At 63.7% G+C, this 24,034-nt stretch carries 22 protein-coding genes; 8 read left to right on the top strand and 14 right to left on the bottom strand.

What is annotated here, in order from left to right; translation table 11 throughout:
• Positions 1-183: 183 nt before the first annotated feature.
• Both PI93_RS03015 and PI93_RS03010 read right to left on the bottom strand, forming a co-directional pair.
• Positions 184-1,104 (bottom strand): LysR family transcriptional regulator, encoded by a 921-nt coding sequence (locus tag PI93_RS03015; protein WP_039373824.1) that lies wholly within the window; start codon positions 1,102-1,104, stop codon positions 184-186.
• Positions 1,105-1,248: 144 nt separating this feature from the next.
• Positions 1,249-2,148 (bottom strand): LysR substrate-binding domain-containing protein, encoded by a 900-nt coding sequence (locus tag PI93_RS03010; protein ID WP_039373821.1) that lies wholly within the window; start codon positions 2,146-2,148, stop codon positions 1,249-1,251.
• 197 nt (positions 2,149-2,345) lie between these two features.
• Between PI93_RS03010 and yfcF the strand changes: the two genes are divergently transcribed.
• Positions 2,346-3,017: a glutathione transferase gene (gene yfcF, locus PI93_RS03005; protein ID WP_039373819.1), complete on the top strand. Its 672-nt coding sequence runs from the start codon at positions 2,346-2,348 to the stop codon at positions 3,015-3,017.
• Positions 3,018-3,060: 43 nt separating this feature from the next.
• On the opposite strand, the gene PI93_RS03000 is transcribed toward yfcF, so the two are convergent.
• A complete protein-coding gene (locus PI93_RS03000) occupies positions 3,061-3,414 on the bottom strand; it encodes a hypothetical protein (protein ID WP_039373818.1) in 354 nt (117 codons plus the stop codon).
• A 418-nt stretch (positions 3,415-3,832) separates the two neighbouring features.
• Between PI93_RS03000 and PI93_RS02995 the strand changes: the two genes are divergently transcribed.
• Together PI93_RS02995 and PI93_RS02990 are read left to right on the top strand one after the other, a co-directional pair.
• A complete protein-coding gene (locus PI93_RS02995) occupies positions 3,833-4,930 on the top strand; it encodes a branched-chain amino acid aminotransferase (protein ID WP_039373816.1) in 1,098 nt (365 codons plus the stop codon).
• Positions 4,931-5,087: 157 nt separating this feature from the next.
• A complete protein-coding gene (locus tag PI93_RS02990; protein ID WP_052240930.1) occupies positions 5,088-5,735 on the top strand; it encodes a YitT family protein in 648 nt (215 codons plus the stop codon).
• Positions 5,736-5,763: 28 nt separating this feature from the next.
• On the opposite strand, the gene PI93_RS02985 is transcribed toward PI93_RS02990, so the two are convergent.
• Positions 5,764-6,669 (bottom strand): LysR family transcriptional regulator, encoded by a 906-nt coding sequence (locus PI93_RS02985; protein ID WP_039373813.1) that lies wholly within the window; start codon positions 6,667-6,669, stop codon positions 5,764-5,766.
• 168 nt (positions 6,670-6,837) lie between these two features.
• Between PI93_RS02985 and PI93_RS02980 the strand changes: the two genes are divergently transcribed.
• The 3 genes from PI93_RS02980 (at position 6,838) to PI93_RS02970 (ending at position 10,866) form a co-directional block, all read left to right on the top strand.
• The gene (locus tag PI93_RS02980) at positions 6,838-7,863 is read left to right on the top strand and encodes a DUF1338 domain-containing protein (protein WP_039373811.1); all 1,026 of its coding nucleotides are present in this window, start codon (positions 6,838-6,840) and stop codon (positions 7,861-7,863) included.
• Between the two features lie 132 nt (positions 7,864-7,995).
• Positions 7,996-9,495: an L-piperidine-6-carboxylate dehydrogenase gene (gene amaB, locus PI93_RS02975; protein ID WP_039373854.1), complete on the top strand. Its 1,500-nt coding sequence runs from the start codon at positions 7,996-7,998 to the stop codon at positions 9,493-9,495.
• Between the two features lie 165 nt (positions 9,496-9,660).
• On the top strand, positions 9,661-10,866 hold the full coding sequence (locus PI93_RS02970; protein WP_039373810.1) for an aminotransferase-like domain-containing protein: 1,206 nt from the start codon (positions 9,661-9,663) through the stop codon (positions 10,864-10,866).
• An 86-nt stretch (positions 10,867-10,952) separates the two neighbouring features.
• Here the strand turns inward: PI93_RS02970 and PI93_RS02965 are convergent, their stop codons facing one another.
• Complete coding sequence (locus PI93_RS02965; RefSeq protein ID WP_039373809.1) at positions 10,953-12,407, bottom strand: 2-hydroxymuconic semialdehyde dehydrogenase; 1,455 nt, start codon at positions 12,405-12,407, stop codon at positions 10,953-10,955.
• Positions 12,408-12,651: 244 nt separating this feature from the next.
• Here PI93_RS02965 and PI93_RS02960 point away from each other — a divergent pair, with 244 nt between their 5' ends.
• Entirely contained in the window at positions 12,652-13,389 is a 738-nt protein-coding gene (locus PI93_RS02960; RefSeq protein ID WP_039373808.1) for a GntR family transcriptional regulator, read from the top strand.
• A gap of 21 nt (positions 13,390-13,410) precedes the next feature.
• Here the strand turns inward: PI93_RS02960 and PI93_RS02955 are convergent, their stop codons facing one another.
• Genes PI93_RS02955 through PI93_RS02945 form a run of 3 tightly spaced genes read right to left on the bottom strand, consistent with a single transcriptional unit; the run spans position 13,411 to position 17,160 of the window.
• The gene (locus PI93_RS02955) at positions 13,411-14,577 is read right to left on the bottom strand and encodes a M20 aminoacylase family protein (RefSeq protein ID WP_052240929.1); all 1,167 of its coding nucleotides are present in this window, start codon (positions 14,575-14,577) and stop codon (positions 13,411-13,413) included.
• A 36-nt stretch (positions 14,578-14,613) separates the two neighbouring features.
• On the bottom strand, positions 14,614-15,852 hold the full coding sequence (locus PI93_RS02950; protein WP_039373805.1) for a diaminopropionate ammonia-lyase: 1,239 nt from the start codon (positions 15,850-15,852) through the stop codon (positions 14,614-14,616).
• 36 nt (positions 15,853-15,888) lie between these two features.
• Positions 15,889-17,160, bottom strand: a complete 1,272-nt coding sequence (locus PI93_RS02945) for a Zn-dependent hydrolase (RefSeq protein ID WP_039373850.1) — start codon at positions 17,158-17,160, stop codon at positions 15,889-15,891.
• Positions 17,161-17,342: 182 nt separating this feature from the next.
• Here PI93_RS02945 and PI93_RS02940 point away from each other — a divergent pair, with 182 nt between their 5' ends.
• Positions 17,343-17,816, top strand: coding sequence for an Lrp/AsnC family transcriptional regulator (locus PI93_RS02940; protein WP_039373848.1), 474 nt, complete (start codon positions 17,343-17,345; stop codon positions 17,814-17,816).
• A gap of 76 nt (positions 17,817-17,892) precedes the next feature.
• Here the strand turns inward: PI93_RS02940 and PI93_RS02935 are convergent, their stop codons facing one another.
• The 6 genes from PI93_RS02935 to PI93_RS02910 all read right to left on the bottom strand — a co-directional run bounded on the left by PI93_RS02935 (position 17,893) and on the right by PI93_RS02910 (position 23,826).
• A complete protein-coding gene (locus PI93_RS02935; protein ID WP_052240928.1) occupies positions 17,893-18,612 on the bottom strand; it encodes an HD domain-containing protein in 720 nt (239 codons plus the stop codon).
• A gap of 131 nt (positions 18,613-18,743) precedes the next feature.
• A complete protein-coding gene (locus tag PI93_RS02930; RefSeq protein WP_039373804.1) occupies positions 18,744-19,487 on the bottom strand; it encodes an amino acid ABC transporter ATP-binding protein in 744 nt (247 codons plus the stop codon).
• Between the two features lie 13 nt (positions 19,488-19,500).
• Entirely contained in the window at positions 19,501-20,640 is a 1,140-nt protein-coding gene (locus PI93_RS02925) for an amino acid ABC transporter permease (protein ID WP_039373803.1), read from the bottom strand.
• A 13-nt stretch (positions 20,641-20,653) separates the two neighbouring features.
• The gene (locus PI93_RS02920) at positions 20,654-21,538 is read right to left on the bottom strand and encodes an ABC transporter substrate-binding protein (protein ID WP_236105719.1); all 885 of its coding nucleotides are present in this window, start codon (positions 21,536-21,538) and stop codon (positions 20,654-20,656) included.
• 160 nt (positions 21,539-21,698) lie between these two features.
• Positions 21,699-22,775: a TauD/TfdA family dioxygenase gene (locus PI93_RS02915; protein WP_201278422.1), complete on the bottom strand. Its 1,077-nt coding sequence runs from the start codon at positions 22,773-22,775 to the stop codon at positions 21,699-21,701.
• Between the two features lie 385 nt (positions 22,776-23,160).
• The gene (locus PI93_RS02910; RefSeq protein ID WP_039373802.1) at positions 23,161-23,826 is read right to left on the bottom strand and encodes a GntR family transcriptional regulator; all 666 of its coding nucleotides are present in this window, start codon (positions 23,824-23,826) and stop codon (positions 23,161-23,163) included.
• Between the last annotated feature and the right edge of the window lie 208 nt (positions 23,827-24,034).

Raw genomic sequence — 24,034 nt, 5'->3', positions numbered from 1 at the left:
GGTCGCCCGGTGACGCCAATGTCGTGAGGGATACGATAAGGATCCGCGTCGCATGACGCCAACAAATTGCGTAAATGCGCGGTATTTACGTTGTGAATTGGGAGTGCAGCATGCGCGAGCCAATGCACCGCCGCCTTGCGCGGCAGCGTGTCATACGAGTGAGGAAGGCAGACAGATCCGTCGTCAGTCTTCGCCGTGGAACAGGCGGAAGATGGTGCTGCGCAGCCAGCGATGACCGGCGTCGGTGTGAAAGCGTTCGTGCCAGAGTTGCGAGATGTCGAACTCGGGCCCGTCAAAGGGCAGCGCGTAAGTGCGCAGATCGGCGGCTCCCTTGAGCGCGCGGCCGAGCCGCGTGGGCACGCAGACCACGAGGTCGCTCGCCGCGATCAGCGCGGAGAGTCCCATCGAATGCGCCATGCGCAGTGCAACGTGGCGCTGACGTCCCGCTTGTGCAAACCAATGCTCGACGGCGGTTTCGAAGACGTCGTGATGCCCCGCCGTCGGGCGATACACCGCATGTGCGGCGTTGAGGAACGCTTCGCTGGTCAGTTCGTCGCGAATCACCGGATGTCCGTCGCGCACAAGGGCGACGTAATGCTCGCGAAACAGACGCTGCTGGTGAAAGCCCGACGAGAAGCGGGTGAACAGGCCAAGCGTGAGGTCAATGTCGCCCATCGCCATGGCGTTCTGGGCTTCGCGCGGGGTGGTGTCGACCGTGACGATGCGCACGCCCGGCGCTTCTGCCGCAAGCGCGGCCATCAGCTTCGGCATGAAGATCAATTGGCCGATATCGCTCAGGTACAGGCGGAACGTGCGTTGCGCGTTCGCAGGCTCGAAGTCCTGCGGCGCTTCCACCGCTCCGCGAATCAGACCGAGCCCCTGCGTGACGGGCGGTGCGAGCGTGAGCGCGAGATCGGTCGGCCACATGCCTTGCGGCGTCTTGACGAACAGCGGATCGCCGAACGCGAGACGCAGACGTTTGAGCGCGTTGCTCACGGCCGATTGCGTGAGGTTGAGTTCCTCTGCGGTGACGGTCGTGCTGCGCGTGCGCAGCAACGATTCGAACACGAGCAGCAGATTCAGATCGAGCGAGCGTAAGTTCATGCCCAGCCGTGCAGTCCTGCAAGAAGCGTTACGGGCCTCGGGGTCGAGTCACCCAAGGCGATCGGGTCCCGCATTTTAGGCAATGTCCGGCACCGTGCGCAGTGCGGGAAACCCCGCCCATGCGGGCCAGTCCGTTCGTGGTACTTACGTGCGCGCGCCGGCACGCGCCGCTTCATGCAGACGCGCAATGACTTCCAGCACCTCGGGACGCTTCTCGCGCTTGGCGGTCACGACGTGGTACTTCAACGGGCACTCGACTTCGATGTTCGACAACCGCTTGAGACGGCTGCGAGCGATCCAGTCGTCGGCCAGCGGCGCACGCGCCAGGGCGATGCCCAGCCCCGCGTCGGCGGCGGCCAGCACGACGGTGTAATCCTCGAAGCGCCGGTCGCGCGCGCGCGGACGCAACGACACGCCCTGCGCATTGCACCACGCACGCCAGCCCGTCAGATCGGAGTCGTGCAACAGCGGCATCGCGAGCATGTCGGCCGCACTCGCGCCTTCCAGGCGCTGCGCAATGTCCGGCGAGGCGATCGGGTACAACCTCTCGCTCATCAATGGCTCGGCATCGACACTGGCCCAGCCGCCCCGGCCGTAACGCAGCGCGATGTCGACTTCCCCCGCGCTCACATCGGCGTTGCGATGTTCGGTCGTGACCTGAATGTCGATGAATGGCTCGCCCGCTTCGAGCGAACGCAAGCGTTCCAGCAGCCAGAGCTTGGCAAAAGACGGCACCACGCTCAACCGCACGGCGGGCGCTTTGCGCGACTGGTGCCATTGATCGGCAGCGGCGTCGATCACGTCGAACGCATGCTCGATACGTCCCAGAAATCGTTGGCCGTCGCAGGTCAGGCTGACACCCCGGGCGTGCCGATCGAACAGCGCGCAACCGAGCCAGTTTTCGACCGCCCCGACCCGGCGGCTGATCGCGCCATGCGTGAGACCACTCGCCTCGGCCGCCGCCGTGAACGAACCGCTGCGGGCGACGAGACAGACGGTCTCCAGATTGGCGAGCGGCGGGCGGGCGCGATGCGAAGGGTTCATGAGATGAGGGGCGACGGAGTATGCACGGAGAGACGCCGAAAGGTGTGAATCCAGATCACAGCTTATTGGCGATTTGTGCAGTAGCTTATCACCGTGCGGGTGCGGCAAGATGGAGGCTTGCGGCGGGTTGCGCCAACATCGCACGCCACTTCGGCGCGCGTCGCCACCACCCGCGTTTCCTCTCACAGGAGTTCATCGTGTCAGCCGCTGCCCCCGCCTCGTTCACGCTCTATGTAGACGCTCAGTTCACGAGCCCCTACGCATTGTCGGTCTTCGTCACGCTGCGTGAGAAAGGTCTGCCGTTCGATCTGCGCACCGTCGATCTCTGGCAGGGTGCACATCACGAAACCGGCTATGCAGATTTGTCGCTCACACGTCGCGTGCCCACGCTCGTGCACGGTGACTTCACGCTGTCGGAATCGTCGGCCATCACCGAGTATCTCGAAACGATTTCGCCCGCCGTCCCGGTGTATCCGGTCGATGTGCGCGAGCGCGCACGCGCGCGTCAGGTGCAGGCCTGGTTGCGCAGCGATCTGGGGGCCTTGCGTGAGGATCGTTCGACGGAAGTCATCTTCTACGGTCCGACGGACAAGCCGCTCTCCGATGCGGGCTACGCCGCCGCCAGCAAACTGATCGCCATTGCCCAGAGCCTGCTGCCCGAGGGCCGCACGTCGCTATTTGACCAGTGGTGTATCGCAGACGTCGATCTCGCGCTGATGCTCAACCGTCTCGTGTACAACGACGACGTGGTGCCGCCCGCGCTGGTCGAATACGCCCGTCGTCAATTCACGCGACCGGCGGTGCAGGAGTGGATTGCCATGACCCGCCCGTCTCGTCCGGGCGATCTTGTGGACGGCAAAGCTGCCTAGCTGCCTAGCTGCCTGAGCGATGGTAGGCGGCGGTAAGGGTCTGTCAGGCCGCGACCATCGCCAGACGTTGGCGGTGAATGCGGATGTGAAGCAAGACCAGCAAACGGTTGGGGCAGTCCTCGCGCAATGCGACGCTGGCCCGGCCGCGTGCACCCGACACCGTGGCGTGGTGCGAGGCGATTGCCGCCTGATACGCCGATGCCGCAAGTGAGCGCGCCGCGAGGATGAGCAGCAGCAGCGATGCCGCCATCGCGATGCGGAAATCGGTCGAAGTGAAGATTCGCTCAGGCACGTCGAACACCAGCATGGCGATCACGACACAGGCGTCGATGCAGGCAGCCCCCAGCGAGGCCACAAGCAGATACGCGCGCAACATCCGAATCGTTGACGATTTCATCTGTCTCCTCTCCCTTTGCTCTCATTGCGCGGGAACGTCCTGGTCTGCGATGGCCACCGGCGGCGAGCCGTCGGCGAAACCGGGGCGATCCCGACATCATCCGCTTCTGATGTTAAATGTCGAGCACCTTCGGCAATGGGATCGGAAACGCTTTTTTACACACGGTTACTGCTGTGTACGATGAAGTTATGGCAGGCAACGCCGCAGCCCGACTTCGCGAAATTCCGCATTTTTATTCCAAAAACGGACCAAATTCCGAGGTTTTTCGGCGTCATTTCCGCGAAAACCCCGGTGCGACGGCTTGAACGGTGAATTCAGTCGACAGGCAGGGGGCGAAAGGAGGAAAATATCGCCACCTTGCCGTTTACGTTAACGGCACTGACGACTGAAGCCACCTCTGCCGAGACATTGAAGAAACATGAGCGCCGATAATCAATTGCGTTTTGTCGTGGAGCCGCACGCCAACCCCACTCCTGCCGACCAGATCGCCGCCAAGCTGGCGAACCCGGTGTTCGGCCGTGTATTCACGGACCACATGGTCACGATCCGCTGGACCGAGGGCACGGGCTGGCATGACGCGAAGGTAGAGGCCCGCCGTCCGTTCGAAATCGATCCGGCGTGCGCCGTGCTGCACTACGCGCAGGAAATCTTCGAAGGCATGAAGGCCTACCGTGGCGAAGACGGCAAGATTTCGTTGTTCCGTCCCCAGGCCAACGCCAAGCGTTTCCGCGAATCCGCCCAGCGCATGTCGATGGCCGAACTGCCGGAAGCCGTGTTCCTCGAAGCCGTGGAAAAGCTGGTCGACATCGACCGCGCATGGATTCCGGGCACGGAAGGCAGCAGCCTCTACATCCGTCCGTTCATGTTCGCCTCGGAGAGCTTCCTGGGCGTGCGCGCGGCACACGAGTACATCTTCTGTGTGATCGCCTGCCCGGTTGGCCCGTATTTCAAGCCGGGCAAGTCGGCCGTGACCGTGTGGGTCTCCGACCAGTACACGCGTGCTGCGCCGGGTGGCACAGGCGCCGCCAAGTGCGGCGGCAACTACGCTGCCAGCCTCATCGCGCAAACCGAAGCCAGTTCGAAGGGATGCGATCAGGTCGTGTTCCTCGATGCCGCACAACACCGCTGGATCGAAGAACTCGGTGGCATGAACGTCTTCTTCGTGATGGACGACGGCTCGCTCCAGACGCCGCCGCTCTCGGGCACGATCCTGCCGGGTATCACGCGTGCCTCCATTATCGAACTGGCCCGGCGCGAAGGACTGACGGTCAACGAAACGCCTTACGAGTTTGCCCAGTGGCAAGCCGATGCCGCCAGCGGCCGTGTGAAAGAAACGTTCGCATGCGGCACCGCTGCGGTCGTGACGGCCATCGGACAGGTGCGTCATGCCAAGGGCGAGTTCAACATTGCCGACGGCGGCGAGGGCCCGATCACGAAGCGCATTCGCGATCAGCTCACGGGCATCCAGCGCGGCAAAGTCGCCGACCCGTTCGGCTGGGTGCACCACGTCGCGTAATCGCGTGCTCACCCACGCCGTAAGCCCTTGCGTACCACGACATAACAAGCTGTGAAGCTGCGCGTCGCCCGAGACAGCGACGCGGGAAATCATTGGCGGCGCGTCACGACATCAGGAGAGTCGTGCCCGCCGTCTTGCTGTTCTTGACTTACAGATCATGAAACACGATACGGGCGCTGTATCCGGCGCCATTGCGGCAACCGACACAATCGGCGTTCCGCACTCCGTGCTCGAAGACATCTATGCGATGGTCATCGGCATGGCATTTGTGGTGGTCGGTCTGGTGCTGCTCAAGGCTGCCGGGTTGGTCACCGGCGGCGTGGCCGGTATCGCGCTGCTCGCCTCCTACGTCTTCCCCCTACCGGTGGGCACCATCTTCACGTTGGTGAACATTCCGTTCTTCCTGTTCGCGTATTTCACGATGGGCCCGCGCTTCGCGCTCAAGTCCACCGTCGCGAGCTTCGGCATCACATTCGCCCTCGCGGCCATGCCGCAGACGTTCAATGTCGCCTTCGTCAATCCGCTGTTCGCCGCGTTCGTGGGCGGCACGCTGTGCGGCATGGGCATTCTCGCGCTCGCCCGTCACGGTGCCGGCGTGGGCGGCACCGGGATCGTCACGCTGTGGCTGCAACGCGAGCGCGGCATCAACGCCGGGATCTCCCAGGTCTGTATCGACGCGACGATTCTGCTCGTCTCGCTCACTTCGATCCCCGCAGGTCGCGTCGCCTGGTCCGCGCTGTCTGCCGTCGCCATGAGCGCGATGGTCGTGGCATGGCACCGGCCGGGGCGCTACACCGGGCGTTAAGCGTCGGCCCTTCTGACGTTATCGTGCTTTATCGTGCATCAGGCCGGTAAGCACTTGCCTGCTTCAGCAGCCACTCGCGGAATACGCTGAGTGGCTGCCCGTGCGTCAGCTCCGTCGGATAGACGAGGTAGTAGGCCGACCCGGCCACGCTCTTCACATCGAACGGAATCGTCAGGCCGAGACTCGCCAACTGCCCTTCGACGAAGAACTTCGGCACCAGCGCGATGCCCAGCCCCGCTGCCGCCCCCGCAATCAACATCGTGTGGAGTTCATACCGCACGCCTTGCAACGCCCGGTGGTCCTCGATGCGCTGCTCGGCGAACCATTGCGTCCATGCACTGGGACGGGTGGTCGAGTGCAACAACGGGTACGCGAGCAAATCGGCCGCACCGTGCACCGGCCCCTTCAGTAGCGACGCGCGGCACACCGGCACCACCTCCTCGCCGAAGAGGTAATCCGACGATGTGCCGGGCCACGTCGGCTGCCCGAAGTGAATGGCCGCTTCGAAGTGGGTTTCGTCGAACGTAAAGAGGTCGGTGTGCACGCCCATGTTCACGCGAACGTCGGGGTGCCGGTCGTCGAAGTCTTTCATTCTCGGAATCAACCACTCGGACGCAAACGTCGGCAGCACCGCCAGTTCGAGATAGCCGCCACCACTGCCGTGGGCCATGATCGCCAGCGTGTCCCGATCCAGTTGCTCCAGCGTGCGACGCACCTGCGTGCCGTACAGACGCCCGGCGCGGGTCAGCACCACTCTCTGCTTCGCGCGAACGAACAGCCGCACGCCGAGCTGTGTCTCCAGCGTGGCGATCTGGCGCGACACGGCGCTTTCCGTCAAAAACAGCTCGCGCGCCGCATGGGTAAAGCTCTCATGCCGGGCAGCCGCCTCGAAAGCCAGCAGCGCTGCTGTGCCGGGGGTCTTGAATTTGCGCATGTTGATTCCTAAAACGCATCAAGTGGCAATTTTATCTCGCTTTACGAGCGTGGCATCCGTTCCAATAATGCTGTCACTGCAAGAAGGCTTCGGGTAACCCATCCCAAGCCAAGCCCTGACACCCTGCGGCACCGCCCCGAGACGGCGCCCACCCTGCGAGACAATCCGATGCGCAACGCCAATGTGCAGTCCTTGCTGGTTTCCCTGCTAGGGGAAGCACGAACCGACGCCCTCTTCGCCACGCTCAATTCGCCGTCGTTTCTGGCGGATTGCGAGCCGGGCCGCGTGACGCGTGCCGAACTGGCGCAGGCCATGAACATGGCCCTGTTCGAGGGACTGCTGGCGCGCTCGCCGAACGGCCGCACCTATACCGAAGAAACCATTGCCGCTGGCGGCAGTGTCTACTTCGATCACGGCGCACTGCGCACGGTACGCTGGGACCAGAACGGTGCGCTGCCGCCGGGCGAAGCGGCCTTTACGCGCATTCTGCGTCCGCTGGGCTTCCGTCTGAACGGCCGCTATCCGCTCGACCGTCTCGGCATGACCGGCCGCGCCTACGCGCATGAAGATGCGCCCGAAGAAATCTCGCAGTTCTTCGTGAGCGAGTTGCATCCGGAGCGCTTCTCCGAGACGTTCCAGCAAGCCGTATCGCGCGTTGTCGGTACATCGAAAGACCCGCTCACGCCGGCAGCCGTCGGCCAACTGTGGGAACTGGAGCGCGATGGCACGTTGCCGCTCGACAGCGCGCAGGCGCTGCTGCCGGTGATCGTCGGCGCGTTCGCCCGTCAACACGACGTGCCGAGCGAAGCCGACTACGAACTGCTGCTGGCCGAATCCGCCGAAATGGCATGGATTGCGACCGAGGGCAATGCATTCAACCACGCGACCGACCGCGTCGAAGACGTGTTCGCCCTGTCCGACGCCGAGAAGGCCAAGAGCCGCCCGATGAAGCCTGAAGTCGAGCGTTCGCGCTCCGGCCGCGTGTTCCAGACGGCCTACCGCGCCGACACCGTGCGTCGCGAGTTCCGTGGCAAGGACGGAGAGATCGTCACGCGCGACGTGCCGGGCTCGTTCTACGAGTTCATCACGCGCCATCGTGAATACGACACCGCCAAACGCTGCTGGAAGATCGATCTGCGGTTCGATGCCGGCAACGCGCAAGGTATTTTCAAGATGACGGCCAACGCCAAGTAACTGAACGACGCGAGTGCAGGCAGCCATCGGGGCACAATACGTCTTGTGCGCCAGCGCCGCCTTCTCACTCGTCGACCCGCCGACCCGGTGAACGGCACCGGCGGCAACACTGAATTCCATAGGGGTATCAACGTGAACGCGACTTCCATCCTCAACGAACTGGGCATTGCCAAACTGGCCGAAGCCGGCGACATCGCCGTGCATTCGCCGATCGACGGCGCATTGATCGGCCGCGTGGCCAGCGCTTCGGTCGCCGACGCGCAAGCGGCGCTCGCCCGAGCCCACACGGCATTCACCGCCTGGCGCAACGTGCCGGCGCCGCGTCGCGGCGAACTCGTTCGCCTGCTGGGCGAAAAGCTGCGCGAGCGCAAACAGGCATTGGGCGCGCTCGTCACGCTCGAAGCCGGGAAGATCCTGCAGGAAGGTCTGGGCGAAGTGCAGGAAATGATCGACATTTGCGACTTCGCCGTCGGCCTGTCGCGCCAGTTGTACGGCCTGACGATCGCGTCGGAGCGCCCGGGCCACCGCATGGCCGAAACGTGGCACCCGCTGGGCGTGTGCACCGTCATCTCCGCATTCAACTTCCCGGTCGCCGTGTGGTCGTGGAATGCCGCGCTCGCGCTCGTGTGCGGTAACGCCGTCGTGTGGAAGCCGTCGGAGAAGACGCCGTTGACCGCACTGGCCGTCAACAAGCTGATGGAAGAAGTCATCGCCGAGTTCGGTGATGCCCCGGCGGGCCTGACCTCGCTCATCATCGGCGGCCGCGACGTTGGCGAAGCGCTGGTTGCCGATCCGCGTTCGGCCATCGTGAGCGCCACGGGCAGCACGGAAATGGGCCGCAAGGTGGGCGTGGAAGTCGCACGCCGCTTCGGCCGTTCGATCCTCGAACTCGGCGGCAACAACGCCGGCATCGTGACGGCCAGCGCCGACATGGAACTGGCCCCGCGCGGCATTCTGTTCTCGGCCGTGGGCACCGCAGGCCAGCGCTGCACCACGCTGCGCCGTCTGTTCGTGCACGAAAGCATCTACGACAAGACCGTCGACCGTCTGAAGACGCTGTACGGCAAGGTTTCCATCGGCAACCCGCTCGAGCGCGGCACGCTGATGGGCCCGCTGATCGACGAAGGCGCGTTCAAGCGCATGCAGGACGCCCTCGATCAGGCGCGCGCACAGGGCGGCAAGGTCACGGGTGGCGAGCGCCACATCGTCGCCGGTGCAGAGAACGGTTTCTATGTGAAGCCGGCCATCGTCGAAATGCCGTCGCAGACGGAAGTCGTGCTGACCGAAACGTTTGCGCCGATTCTGTACGTGCTCAAGTACAGCGACTTCTCGGAAGCCATCGACGGTAACAATGCCGCCTCGCACGGCCTGTCGTCGTGCGTGTTCACGACAGACCTGCGCGAAGCCGAGCGTTTCACGTCGTCTGCCGGTAGCGACTGCGGTATCGCCAACGTCAACATCGGCCCGAGCGGTGCCGAAATCGGCGGCGCGTTCGGTGGCGAAAAGGAAACCGGCGGTGGCCGCGAGTCGGGTTCCGACGCGTGGAAGGGCTACATGCGCCGTGCCACCAACACCGTGAACTACTCCTCCGCCCTGCCGCTCGCGCAAGGCATCGACTTCTCGATCGAGTGAAGTCGCGCTAGCCGGCCCTGGCGTCGCCCATTTCGATGCGCTACGCCGCTGGGTCGGCCGCAACGTCTGTCAGCACCGGACGCCTCATGCCAACACGGCCGAGGCGTTCGGCGCCGCCTCCCCCAAGTCGCCGAATTCCGTCACGCTTTCCGTAGCGAGGCCCGCATGTACGCATTCACTTCTCCGTTCGCCAATCCGGCAGGCTCGCCGATTCGCGAACTGTTCAAATACCTGTCCGAGCCGGGCATGATCTCGTTCGCCGGCGGGTATCCGGCGAGCGATCTGTTCGACGTCGACGGGCTCGCCGCGGCGCAGGCCCGCGCCTTCTCGCAACCGACGCGCTGCCTGCAATACGGCCCGACCGACGGGCTCGCCGAACTCAAGGCCCAACTCATCTCGCTGATGGCGTCGCGCGGCGCTCCGTGCGCCGCCGAAGAAATGCTGGTGACGACCGGATCGCAACAAGGACTCGACCTGCTGTTGCGCGTGATGGTCGCGCCGGGCGATGTCGTCGTGACCGAGCAGCCTGCCTATCCGGCAACGTTGCAGGCATTGCGACTGCAACAGGCGAAGATCGTGACGGTGCCTGTCGACGCCGAGGGGCTGAACGTCGATCATTTGAGCGCCCTGCTGCGCGAGGGCAAGATCGCCGTGCCGAAGCTTCTGTACACCGTGCCGACGTTTGCCAATCCGACGGGCGCCACGCTCTCGCGCGAGCGCCGCATTGCGCTGTTGAAGCTGGCCGTGGAGTACCGGTTCGTGGTCGTGGAAGACGATCCTTATGGCGACTTGCGTTTCGCGGGCGACGCCGTGCCAACGCTGCTGGGTCTCACGGCAGAAGTGCCGGGTTCGCGCGACTGGATGGTGCACTTCTCAAGTCTGTCGAAGATCGTTGCACCGGGATTGCGTGTGGGCTGGACGGTCGCGCCGCCGGAGATTACGCGCCGCTGCGTGGTCGCCAAACAGACCGTCGATCTATGCAGTGTGCCGTGGACGCAAGCCGTCGCGGCCGAATATCTTGCGGATGGCGCGTTGACACGGCATCTGCCGAAGATCACCGACGCGTATCGACTCAAGTGCGACGCCATGTGCGCTGCGCTGCGCGACAAGCTGGGCGATGCCATCCAGTTCCACGCGCCGCAGGGCGGCATGTTCGTGTGGGCGCGTCTCGCCGCCGTGAAGACGAGCGAATTGCTGCCCCACGCGATCGCCGAGAAGGTGTTGTTCGTGCCGGGTACGGCGTTCTTCGCCGAACATGCCGACGAAGCATCGCTGCGGCTCTCGTTCGCCGCACCGGCAGTCACGGTGATTGAAGAGGGGGTGGCACGACTGGCGTGCGCGATGCGCGCGACCGGCCAGCCGGCTAAGTAAGGCGCCGCACGCGCCGCCAATGCTACAACGAAGGCCTCGCTGGCCGCCTGCAACGGGAGGATCAGCGAGGCCTTCGGCGTTTTCGCTCAGAGCTTCACGCAGACGTTGCGCAGCTCGGTATAGAACTCGAGTGAATGAACGCCACCTTCGCGACCAATACCGGATTGCTTCGCACCGCCGAACGCCGTGCGCAGATCGCGCAGGAACCACGCGTTGATCCAGCAGACACCGACCTCAAGTGCCGCGCCCATACGATGCGCGCGACTGACATCCGACGTCCAGACAGTCGCAGCGAGACCGTAAGGGGTGGCGTTGGCCATGGCGATGACTTCCTCTTCCGTGTCGAACGGCGCGATGTGGCAGCACGGCCCGAAGATCTCTTCGCGGATCACCGACGCCGTCTCCGGCAAGCCGGTCCAGATGGTCGGTTGCACCCACGCGCCGTCTTTCATCGACGGCGGCATATCGGGCACGCCACCGCCGGTGACGATCGTTGCGCCTTCCTCACGCGCCTTGGCGTAGTACGACAGCACCTTCTCGCGATGCACCTGCGAGACGAGCGGCCCGAAGTTCGTCCCCTCGGCATACGGATCGCCCAGCTTCAGCGACTCGGCGCGTTCCTTGAGCGCGGCCACGAAGCGCTCGAAGATCGGACGTTGCACGTACACGCGCTCCGTTCCGAGACACACCTGACCGCTGTTATCGAAGCTTGAGCGCGTAATGCCCGCGACCGCCTTGTCGAAGTCCGCATCGGCAAACACGATGCCGGGGTTCTTGCCGCCCAGCTCGAACGACACCGGACGCACACCATTCGCCGCCGCCTTCATGATCGCTTCGCCCGTGCGCGTCTCGCCCGTGAACGTGATGCCGTTCACGCCCGGATGCTCGGTCAGGAACGCACCTGCCGATTCGGGACCGAAGCCGTGGACGACGTTGTAGACGCCCGGCGGCACACCGACTTCGTTCATCACCTCGCCCAGCAGCGTGGCCGTGGCAGGCGTCTCCTCCGACGGCTTCACCACCACCGTATTGCCGAACGCCAGCGCCGGACCGACCTTCCACGTCATCAACAGCAGCGGCAGGTTCCACGGACACACCACGGCGATCACGCCACGCGGCGTGCGCACGCCATAGTTCAGCGCGTTGCCGCCGTCGGGCGTCGTCATCGCGAACGACTCGGTCGGCACGTTCTTGATCATGTCCGCGAACACCTTGAAGTTCGCGGCGCCGCGCGGAATATCCAGATGACTCGCCAGACCGTGCGGCTTGCCCGTGTCTGCGATCTCGGCGGCAAGGAAGTCGTCGAAGCGGCGATTGATGCCATCGGCCACCGCATGCAGCAATTCCACGCGCTGCGCGACCGTCATCTTGCCCCACGGGCCTTGCAGCGCGGCGCGCGCGGCACGCACAGCGGCATCCACCTCGGCACGCCCGGCTTCGTGCACCAGACCGATCAGGCGGTTGTCGACCGGGTTACGGTTCTCGAAGGTGCGGGGGCTGGACACCCACTCACCGTTGATGAAGTTCTGGAAATCCTTCATGTCTCACTCTCGTTCTGTCGGTTACTTCGGGACGGGGCTGTCATGCCCCAACGCATGTCACGCTGCGCGGCATCCCCGTGTCACCACGGGCAGCCGCATGGAGCACACGATAAATCCATGCCCGGGTCCTCGTCAACATTTTCTCGAGAATTTTTATTTATCTCGATTTTTACTCATTTTTGCGACAATCGGAGGGAAGCTGCTTATAATCTCGGCACTTCCCCCGAACCTGACCGCACCGCGCATGCACAGCCCGACTTCGTCTCCCGCTCAGACTGCCGACGCCACGCTGGCGCAAAGCGCCTACATGCGCTTGCGCAGCGACATCGTCGAGGGACGGCTCGCGCCGGGTGAGAAGCTGCGTGTCGAGCATCTGAAGGATCGTTACGAAGTGGGCGCGGGCACGCTGCGCGAAGCGCTGGCGTTGCTGGTCGCCGACGCCCTCGTCGTGCAACACGGCCATCGTGGATTTCGCGTCACGCCGATCTCGCTGGCCGACTTCATCGACATTACCGAGACGCGCGTGCAGTTGGAGACCGAGGCGTTACGCCAGTCGGTGGCGCTGGGAGACGACACCTGGGAGGCCGATCTGACGAGCGCATTTCACTTGCTCTCGCTCGCCGAAGAACGGCTGGGGGATGGGCAACCTGGCGACAGCGGCCAGTTCGCCCAATGGGAGGCGCGCAATCGCGCGTTTCATGAGGTGCTGATCCGGGCGTGCCCGTCGCGCTGGCTGCATCACTTTCTGGCGATCCTCTATCGTCAGTCGGAGCGCTACCGGCGTTTGTCGATCACGCATCGACCCGTGCCGCGCGACGTACACGAAGAACATCAGGCGATCTTCGACGCCTGCCTCGCGCGCAACGCCGACACGGCGTCGGCACTGCTCGCCGCGCACATCCGAAAGACGCTTGAAGCCGTGCGCGAACTCCCCGACGCCGTCGTCAATGCCGGGGCCGTGCCACTCGTATCGGTTCGCTGAGCAGCCAGCGCTGCGCCGCGATCAACGCGGCAGACTGTCGCGCACGATTTGTGCAAAGTAACGCGCGCCGAGCGGAAGGATCGCGTCGTTGAAGTCGTAACCGGCGTTGTGCAACGGAATCGCCCCCGGCTCGTCGCCGCTGCCGTTGCCGATGAACGCGAAGTTGCCCGGCAAGTGCTGAAGGAACACCCCGAAGTCCTCCGACGCCATCATCGGCGCCACATCGGCATCGACCATCGCCTCACCGGCCACCGCCTGCGCCGCACGCACGGCAAGCGCCGTGTTCTCCGCCCGGTTCACGGTCGGGGCAAATTCATGGGTGTATTCAAACTCGCAATGGGCACCGTGCATCGCGCACACGCCCATGCAAATGTCGCGCATGCGTGTCTCCAGCAAATGCTGGACATCTGGCGTGTAGCTGCGCGTGTCGCCCTTGATCACGACGTTCGTGGGAATCGCATTGCGAATCCCATCGGTGATGAATTCCGTGCACGACACGACCGCCGACAGGCCCGGATCGACATTGCGCGACACTACCGTTTGCAGCGCCACGACGATTTGCGCGCCGATCACCAGCGGATCGACGCCCATGTGCGGACGCGCCGCATGCGTGCCCTTGCCGCGAATGCGAATAACGAAGTTGTCTTCGCTCGCCATGATGCCGCCCGTGCGCGTTGCAATGCGTCCCGCCGGAATGCCCGGCATGTTGTGCACGCCATAAATCGCGTCGATGGGGAAACGCGTTAACAGCCCGTCCGCAATCATCGCCTTCGCACCGCGACCGTGTTCCTCCGCGGGCTGGAAGATGAAGCGCACCGTGCCATTGAAGTCGCGCGACTCGGCCAACAGCTTCGCCGCACCCAGCACCATCGACATATGCCCGTCGTGCCCGCAGGCGTGCATCTTGCCCGGCACTTGCGATGCGTATTCGCGCCCCGGCGCCTGCTCGGCGATCATCAGGGCGTCCATGTCGGCGCGAATGCCGATCGCGCCGCTGCCATCGCCCACGCGCAGATTCGCGACGATGCCCGTGCCGCCGATGCCGCGATGCACGTCCAGCCCGAGGCTTTCAAGAATCGTCGCCACGCTCTGCGAGGTGCCGATTTCCTCGAAGCCGGTTTCGGGTTGACGATGGAACGCGTGCCGCCATCCCGTCAGCGCCTGGGCGAAATAGATGTCCTGCGTCATGCGTATCTCCTTGGCTTGCGATGTTCGACGACGACGTCAGCGCGCCATCCACGCCTGCTGGCGCTGCACGACCGACGTGGCGGGTTCGCCGACAAGATCTGCATACACGGACGGGGCCGTCGCGCCTTCGGTGCTGATCAACAGAACGCGCGAATCTGCCGTGAGTCCGATAGCCGCTGCCATCGTCGGCGTTGCCGCGACCTGCATCAATCCTGCCAGACCTGCGGCGCCCGACTCTCCCGCCACGAACGGCACATCGTTCTCGCTGCCACGCGCCAGACGCTGCATCGCTTCGACGGCCAGAGCATCGGTGACGGTCATGAACGCGTCGACCGACGGTTGCAGGAATCGCCACGCCAGCGGCGACGTCTCGCCACACGCCAGCCCGGCCATCACGGAATCGATCGATCCCGATGCCGATGCCGGCTGACCTGCGATGGCGCTCTGGTACAGGCAATCGGCCTGTTCCGGCTCGACCACGACGAACGTCGGACGCCCTTCGCCCCAACGTTCCCAAAGATAGCTCGCAACGCCGGCCGCCAATCCGCCCACGCCACCTTGCAGGAAGACATGGGTCACGGGACAGACGTCGTGATTGCCTGCGTTGGCGTCTGTGCCACACAACGTTTCGTCGACTTCCGCAGCGATGGTTGCATAGCCCTGCATCACGTCGCGCGGGATGACTTCGTAGCCATGGTAGGACGTATCCGAAACGACATACCAGCCATGACGCGCCGCAAGCGCCGCCGCTTCCTCTACCGAGGCGTCGTAGTTACCGGCGATGCGCACGATCTCGGCGCCATAGGCGGCAATCGCCTGTTCCCGCTCTTCGCTCACCTGCGCGTGCAACACGATCACACAGCGACAGCCGAGGCTCTGTGCGGCAGCGGCCAGCGCGCGGCCGTGATTGCCGTCCGTCGCGCTGATCGCCGTGAAGCCTTCGAGTGCGTCACGATGTTCGCCGTTCAGCAGCGATTGTGCTGTGAACCCTTGCCCCACAAATTTGCGCAGCAACAGGCGCACGAGCGCAATCGGCGCCCCCAGCGCCTTGAAGCTGCCCAGCGAGGAGCGCAACGCTTCGTCCTTCACGAGCACGCTTCCCACGCCCAGCGACGCCGCCAGATCAGGCAATGTACGCAGCGGTGTGTTGCCGGGCGTCAGTCCATTCCAGTGCGCGAGCCAGTCGCGGCTCTCCTGCGCACGAAACATGCTCATGATGTCCTGAAGATTCACCGGATACGGCGTGCGCACGGCATGAGGGTTGACGTAGAACATGGGGGGCTCCGGTATTGCGTGGTTCGGGGGGCTGGCTTACGAATTCACACCAAGACGTTGCGCGACGACATCGAGCAGCACTTCGGCACCGCGCACGAGTTGGTCGTCGTCGGTATGCTCGCGCGGGTTGTGACTGATGCCGCCGCGGCTCGGCACAAAGATCATGGCGGCCGGGGCGATGCGCGCGATCATCTGTGCATCGTGCCCGGCCCCCGACGTCATGCGCTTGTACGAGAGGCCACGACGTTTGGCGCTCGCTTCGATGATGTCGGCCAATTCGGCATTGAAGACCACTGGCGTGAAGCGCGCGAGACGTTCGGTCGACACGCGTACCCCCTCCTCCTCGGCAATCTTCGTGAGGAACGCCGAAAGCTGTGCCTCGCTCGCCGTCAGCCGTTGCTCATCCGGATCGCGCATGTCGACCGTGAAGACGGCCTTGCGTGGAATCACATTGATCACGCCCGGTTCGACCTGAAATGTACCGACCGTCGCCAGTGTGGTGCCCGACTCGAGCGCGATACGGCGCAACTCGGCGACCGTTGCTGCGGCGACATAGCCGGCATCGTGACGCAGGCGTGTCGGCGTCGTACCCGCGTGGTTGGCGTTGCCCTGCACGGTGATCTGCTGCCACGAGATGCCCTGCAAGTTCTCGACGACACCGATCTCGATCCCTTCCGCTTCGAGAATCGGTCCCTGCTCGATGTGCAGTTCGAGATACTCGTGCGGCACGAGCGTGCCGGGCGCCATCTCCCCGGCGTAACCGATGCGCACGAGTTCGTCGCCCAGACGAGCGCCGTCGGTGCCGATGGCGTCGAGCGCTTCATCGAGCGGCAAGCCGCCGGCATGCACCAGCGACCCCATCATGTCGGGATGAAAACGCGCCCCCTCTTCGTTGGTGAACGCCGCCACGGTGATCGGGCGCGACGGCACGATGCCCGCGTCACGAAACGCCCGCACAACGGCCAGGCCGCCCAGCACACCGTAGCAACCGTCGAGCGCGCCGGCATTGATGACGGTGTCGATGTGCGATCCCATCATCAGCGGACGCGCCGCCTCGTCCGAGGCGGCTTTCTCGGCCGCCGGAAGCGTGCCGAAGATATTGCCGATGCGATCGATCGCGACGTCGAGATCGAGTTCGCGCATCCATGCGACCACTTGATCGCGGCCCGCCTTCTCGGCATCGGTCAGGGCAACGCGGGTGCGTCCGCCCGCAACGGGGTCGGCACCGATTTCCCCCAGTTCGCGCAGTTGCCGCAGCAGAACAGGGCCATTGAGATGGAGGACAGCGGGAGCTTTCGTTTCGGACATGTGTGCGTCGGGGTGAGTCGTGTTGGCAAGAATTTTGGCAAGAATCTCGGGGTAAGCCGAGAGTAGCGCCGCCATCAGGGGTTCCCGCTAGCGGAGTATCATTGGACAGCCTGAATAATATTCCGTGGAGCGCGTAGGATTAACGCGTTTTGGGCGGCCGAATCGAATTTTTATTGCGCACCATGAGCCTCGACAGTTACGACATCGCCCTGCTCGCGGCGATTCAGCAAGATGCAACGACACCTCAGCATGCGCTCGGGGCACAGGTGAATTTGTCGTCCGCTGCGGTGAACCGGCGGCTCAAGAAGCTCGCCGACGAGGGGGTGACGTGCAAGACCGTCTCGCTCGTCGATCCGGCGAGCGTTGGCTACCCGCTCACGATCATCACCGAAATCGAAGTGGAGAACGAGCGGCTCGACCTGCTCGACGCCATGAAGCGCAGCTTTCTGGCATGCCCGCAGGTGCAGCAGTGCTACTACGTCGCGGGAGAGTGCGACTTCGTCGTCATCATGGTCGTGCAGAACATGGCCCAGTACACCGAACTCACGCGCGCCCTGTTCTTCGAGAGCAACAACGTCAAGCACTTCAAGACGCTCGTATCGATGAGCAACGTGAAAGTCGGACTGGAAGTGCCACTGGACGCCGCCGCAACGTGACATAAACGACGGCGCGCTCGGGGGTTGAACGGACCTTTCTCAGCGATTTCCGAATGGGGTGTGCCGCGCCGCCCCATCACTCATGAGCGCCGGGTGATATCTCGCTTCGCAGCAGATCGAGGTAAGCGCGCATCGTCGCGATGCGTTGCTCGCCAATATGCTGTGCCTTCGATGTCATCAGGCCTTCGCTCAGTCGAAGCAGCTTGGTTTCGAAATGATCCAGCGCGAAGCGGCGGTCGTCGAGACTGCGGTGCTGTGCGAACGGATCGAGAGCATCGTACAGCCGCGACCCCATGCGACCGGCGACGTAGAACGTGCGCGCAATGCCAATGGCGCCGATGGCGTCGAGCCGGTCCGCATCGCGCAGCACACACGCTTCGCGCGAGCGAGGCGCGATACCCGCCGAAAAGCTATGCGCCTCGATGACATGCGCCGTCGCATCGATCCGCTCGGCAGTCCAGCCCAGCACATGCAGAATGCGACTCGCGGCCTGCGCCGAGAGCCGCGATGCCTGAGCACGGCGCGGGTCCGCCTTTTCGACCGGAACGCAATCGTGCAGCACCGTCGCCACGGCCAGCATCTCCAGATCGACGCCGGCCTCATCCGCGGCAATCTCCGTTACCAGACGCCACACCCGAATCAGGTGTGACCCATCGTGCGAACCGTCTTCGCGACTGCCGTTCCCCTCGGGCGCTTCCCCCTTGGCCAACGACATGCCGGCGGTGCCGAGCACGGTCGCGACCACCTCTTCATAGGGAAAGAATGCTTGCGCCAGTCGCGAAGTCGATGTGTTCATGCCAATGGGAATTCCGTTGCGTCAGTGTTGCGTCCGCGATCGCCTCAATTCATCGTGGCGAAGGCGGCTGCCGCAATTTTACGAACTGGCGCCTCGAACGACAACGCCCGAGGCGCCAGTTCTCAAAGACCTCAAAGACGCTTGGCCTGACGAATACTGCGCAGGAACGCTCGGGTGCGCTCCTGTTGCGGATCGCCGAAGATCTGTTCCGGCGGCCCCTCTTCGCAGACTGTCCCATCGCACAGGAAACAGACTTTCGACGCAACCTCGCGGGCGAAGCCCATCTCATGGGTAGCGAGCAACATCGTCATGCCTTCGTTCGCCAGATCCCGCACGATGTTGAGCACTTCGGAGACCAGTTCCGGATCGAGCGCCGAAGTGATTTCGTCGAGCAGCAGCACCATCGGGTCCATCGCCAGTGCCCGCACGATGGCCACGCGCTGCTGCTGGCCGCCCGACATGTGATCGGGATACTCCTTCGCCTTGTGCGCAAGACTGAAGCGCTCGAGCAAGGCCATCGCCCGATCTTCGGCCTCGCGCCTCGGTTGCTTGAGCACGCGAATCGGCGCGAGCGTCACGTTCTCCAGCACGGTCATGTGCGGGAACAGGTTGTAGCCCTGAAACACAATCCCGATGTCCCGGCGCAACGAATTGACATCGACGCCCGGCCCCGTGATGCGATCGCCATGCACGAGGATCTCCCCCGCATCGATCGACTCCAGCCCGTTGATACAGCGCAGCAGTGTCGACTTCCCCGAACCGGATGGCCCGATGAGGCACACCACCTGATGCTCCTCCACCGTCAGCGCCAGACCGTTGATGACCGACACGTCGCCATACGACTTGGCAATGTCGCGAATCTCGATAAATGACATGGACGTGTGCTCCTCAGGCCCCGCCTGCCCGCATGCGGGCACGGTCGCGTTTTGCCATCCGCTCCACGAAGCGCACCTGCGGAACCGAGATGATGATGAACAGAATGGCGACCGTTGTCGCCGCCGACAGGTTGTAGTGATTCGACGCGATTACCATCGACTGATTGAAGGCGTCGATGACCCCCACCACGTTCACCAGCGCCGTGTCTTTCTGCAAGGCGATGAAGGCATTGAGCAACGGCGGGATGATCTGGCGAATCCCCTGCGGCAGCACCACGAAACGTAGCGTCTGCGTGTACGACAGCCCCAGCGAGCGGGCCGCAGCGACCTGGCTCCAGTGCACCCCCTGAATGCCTGCACGGTAGATCTCCGCCACATACGCACCGACGGTGAGCGTCAGCGCGATCACCACGTAGGTGGTCAGCGACAGGTCCTTCAGGATCGGCACGCCGGTGAGCGGCAGACCGAAGCCGACCAGATAGATCACCAGTACGGCGGGCATGGCACGAAACACGTCCACGTAGGCGGTAGCGATGATGCGCAGCGGCTTGCCTGCCTTGCCCGGTGCGAACATTGCCAGCGCCACGATCAGCCCCCAGACCAACACGAAGACTTCCGCGATCACGAAGATCTTCACGTTGACCCAGAAGGCATCGAGCACCAGCGGGAAGGTCTTGACGATCAGGGGCACAAAGAAGAATGTCTTCGCCACCGCCAGATCGTTCGCCAGCACGAATTGCAGTGCCAGCACGACAAGCACTTGCGCGAGCGTGTAGCCCAACGTGATCCAGCACTGCACGCTCGCCTCGGCACGCGCCACGCGGGCCGCGACAATGTCGCGGCTCGCCGTAGCACGGCCGAATTCGCGCCAGTGCCGGAACGCGCGGGCGAGCGGCACAAGCACTGCCAGCGACGCCAGTCCGAGAAGACCGGCCCCCGCAGGCAGCCACCAGCCGTCGAGCTGATTGGCGAGCAGCCCTTCGCGCAGCGCTGCGATCGTGTACACGCTGCTGGCGATGGCAATGGCCGCCCCCAGCAATGCACACAGGCACAGCACGACCGGCGCCGACGGCATGCCGCCGATGCTCAGGCGCCGCTCGCGCCCGATCATGCCAAGCACCGCGCTGGGCGCCTTTTCCGTGGAATCGCTCATGGTCGGATCGACCTCACGGCGTCAGAATCGGCAGCTTCGCGGGATCTGCGCCCAGACTCGGCACCAGATATTGCGTGGCCAGCCGGTCGAAGGTGCCGTCCTTCTTCATCTCCGCGATCAACTTGTTGAAAGCGGCCAGATTCGGCGAGTCCTTGTTCACGAGACCGCCCCACTGTTCGCTCGTGTCGTAGCGGCCGACGACCTCGAATCGGCCTTCGGACTTCTTCGCGATGGACAGCACGTTAGGCGTGTCGTACAGCACGGCGTCGACCTGACCGGCGGCCAACGCAGCGTACATGGCGGCTGCGTCGGTGTAGACCTTCGGATGCTCGGCGACCTTCACCTTGTCGGTCAGATACGGCAGGATCGTCGTGCCCTGCTTCACGCCCAGGCGCATCTTCTTGATGCTCTCCCTGTCGACCTTGGTGCCCGTCTTGACGAGGACGCCCTGATCCGAACTGAAGTACGGGTCGGTGAAGTTCACGACCTTCTTGCGATCGTCGGTGATCGTGATTTCGCTCAGCGCGATGTCGAAGCCCTTCGCCTGTCCGGTCACGACCTGCGCGAAGGAGCGATTGACGACGATCACGCGATCGAGCCCCGCACGGTACGCTATGTTGGCGGCCATGCAGTATTCGAAACCGTCCTTGATGGTGTCGGGCGAGTCGCCGTTCCACCAACCGGGGGCGGGCAAGACGGGACGCACGGACAATGCGCCGGGCGTGACCGTCTCGAGCTTGATCGATCCGCGGGTGCCGGTCACCTGACAGTTGCCGTAGTCCGGCGCAGCCGATGCCCCGGCCGAGAGGCCGCCCAGCACGAGCGGAATGAGCAACATGCGCAGACGGGGCATCGTGCGGTTTGCGCGCTTCTTGTCTTGCCGTTCGAGTTGTTTCATGGGGGTATCTCCTTGCGTCTTCGGTTTGCGTCTAACGACCGGGCCACTGCCGGAAATTCGGCAGTGGGGACGGCCGCAGTCGCGGGATTCGCGTCCCGCGAGCGGTGTCATCCGGCGTTCGTGGTGAATCTTTCTCGGGTTGCAGTGCCAGTGTGCGCGTTCAGACAGGCAGCGCGGTGGCCGGCTGTGCGATGCCGCCATGCGGTTTGCCGGCGCGAACGTCGCCCCAGAGTACCGCGTGATCGTCGGGCAATGCGCGCGAATTGGGCATCGACAGCCAGAGGCGCATGAGCATGCGGTCCTGACCGGTCTGCACATCATCCTTGAAGGCGGTGCGGCCGTGGTAGACGATGTGATTGTTCAACAGTTGAATGTCGCCCGGCGCAAAGCGCATCTCGAAGCATTCTTCTTCGGCCACGGCCATGAGCATGCGAATCGCCTCGTGCTCGGCCTCGCTCAGCTTGCGCACGCCCGGCAGCATCTGGGCGTTCTCGATATAGGTGAGCGAAAAATGGCTGGTGAGCTTGCCGTCGCGCACGCCGAAAATCGGCAGATCGTAAGCGATGTGTTCGCCACCGGCCTCTTCACCGAAGCGGCTGCGCGGAATCGGTTGGCACAGCAAGGCATGCAGATCGGGACGACGCTTGAGGATTTCGTTGTAGACGGTCACGCTGCTGGCCAGCTTGCTCACGCCACCTTCGGACGCCTGACGCACGCATAGCAATCCCACGACATCGCAACGATCGGTGTGAAAGCGCAGTTGGCCCGGTGAGAGCGTGCGCGCGCCCGACGAGAGGAATGGCTTGCCCGAGCTGTCGACCGTGGCGCCATAGAGCTTCGCACCAACGCCCATGCCTTCGTCCTTGATCTCGCGCATGACTTCACCGCGATAGTTCTGGAACATCGGCGTGCCCAGATGCGCACCCAGTGCGTACCAGATGCGGCGCAGCTCTTCTGCGTTGTAGCGGCTCACGTCCAGTCCGCGAATCTTCGCCATGCCGGAGCCGTTTTCCAGTTCCTCGCGCACGTCGTCGAAAAAGGCGGTGGCGTCGGGCAGCGGGAAATTCTCACGATTGATGTCGCGCCAATCGACCTCCCGGGTCATCTCCAGCGCGGCATCGATCTGCTGCAGCACAACCGCCGGGAACGTCTTGACCCAACGATCGTTGTTCGCCATCTCGGCACCTCGCCAGGCACTGGCGCCCTTCAGACTCTGCTGACTCTCCAACTCGGACATGAAACCCTCCTGATCAATAAAATTAGTGGCTCGCCCTACGTTGTATATACATGTAAAGACAGTACACCTAATTTTTCGATTCCGACAATCAGGGGTTGCGTCCAATCAGGGAAAGTCCTAGCCCTGAAAAACAACATGGCGAAAAGGCGTCTCAGCCCCGCCGGGCGGGGCGCCGGGGGCGCCTTACGCCAGGCGGCAGCCGAACAAAAACACGGGCATCAGACCCCATGCGGGGCCGCCCGAACACCCGGGTGAGGTTCACCCCGATCACATGGACTATACGCGAACATAAATGTGCTCGTATATCATTTATTATTTTCGTATACGATTTTGCGAATGACGAATCGCGATGAAGTCTTCGGTACTCGCCATCGAGGGGGGGGATTCAGGCCGACGGCTTGCTGTTCAGACGGAAATACGCCATCACTTCGCGTTGCGTCTGTTCGAGGTGTTTGCGAAGCAGGCGAACTGCAGTTTTCGTGTCGCCCGCGACGCAGGCCTGATGGATGGCGATGTGCTCGTCGGTGGAGCGTTGATGGTCGTTGACGGCCGAGAGGTGTGTGCGCAGAAAACGTCCCATGCGCTCCTGTGCCGCCTGCGCGGTAGCCACCAGACGCGGACGATTGGCGGGCGCATATAGCGCCTGATGGAAGGCGAGATTCAAATCGCTCCACGACTGCGGCGTATCCGCCTTCGCATATCGCTTGAGCAGTTCTTCGGCCAATGCAAGATCGCTCGGCGCCATGTTCGGCACGGCAAGCTCCAGCGCGCGGCACTCGAGCGCAATGCGCATGTCGAGCATCTCGACGCAGTCGCTCGCGGTGAGCGGCGATACGATTGCGCCAGCGTTACGCTTGAGCGAGACCCAACCTTCGGACTGCAGCCGCATGAGCGCTTCGCGCACCGGAATCTTGCTCACACCGATTTGCGCCGCAATGTCGTCCTGACGAATCGGCGCGCCCTCCGGCAACACTCCGGACAGGATCTGCCGGCGAATTTCCTCATAGGCACGCTCGGCGGTGGATGGCGATGCGTTGTTGGTATCGGTCACAGAGGCTCGTTGATCAAGGCCGGAGGGAGTGGCTCGACGATTATACAATCCTGAAGATCCGTATACTTTCCGTGAGCCCCCCCGGCCCAACAATCAAAGGCCCCGCAAACTGAACGCTTGCGGGGCCTGCCAGTTGCCCTGGATCGCATCGAACCCGAGTCTTACCTCGTGGCTCGATTCATCAAGTGCCGGAGGTCGTTCCTGTCCA

The sequence above is a fragment of the Pandoraea fibrosis genome, from assembly GCF_000807775.2.
Lineage (GTDB): Bacteria > Pseudomonadota > Gammaproteobacteria > Burkholderiales > Burkholderiaceae > Pandoraea > Pandoraea fibrosis.
The sequence above is the reverse complement of the archived record's forward strand: the minus strand, read 5'-3'. Positions and strand labels throughout refer to the sequence as shown.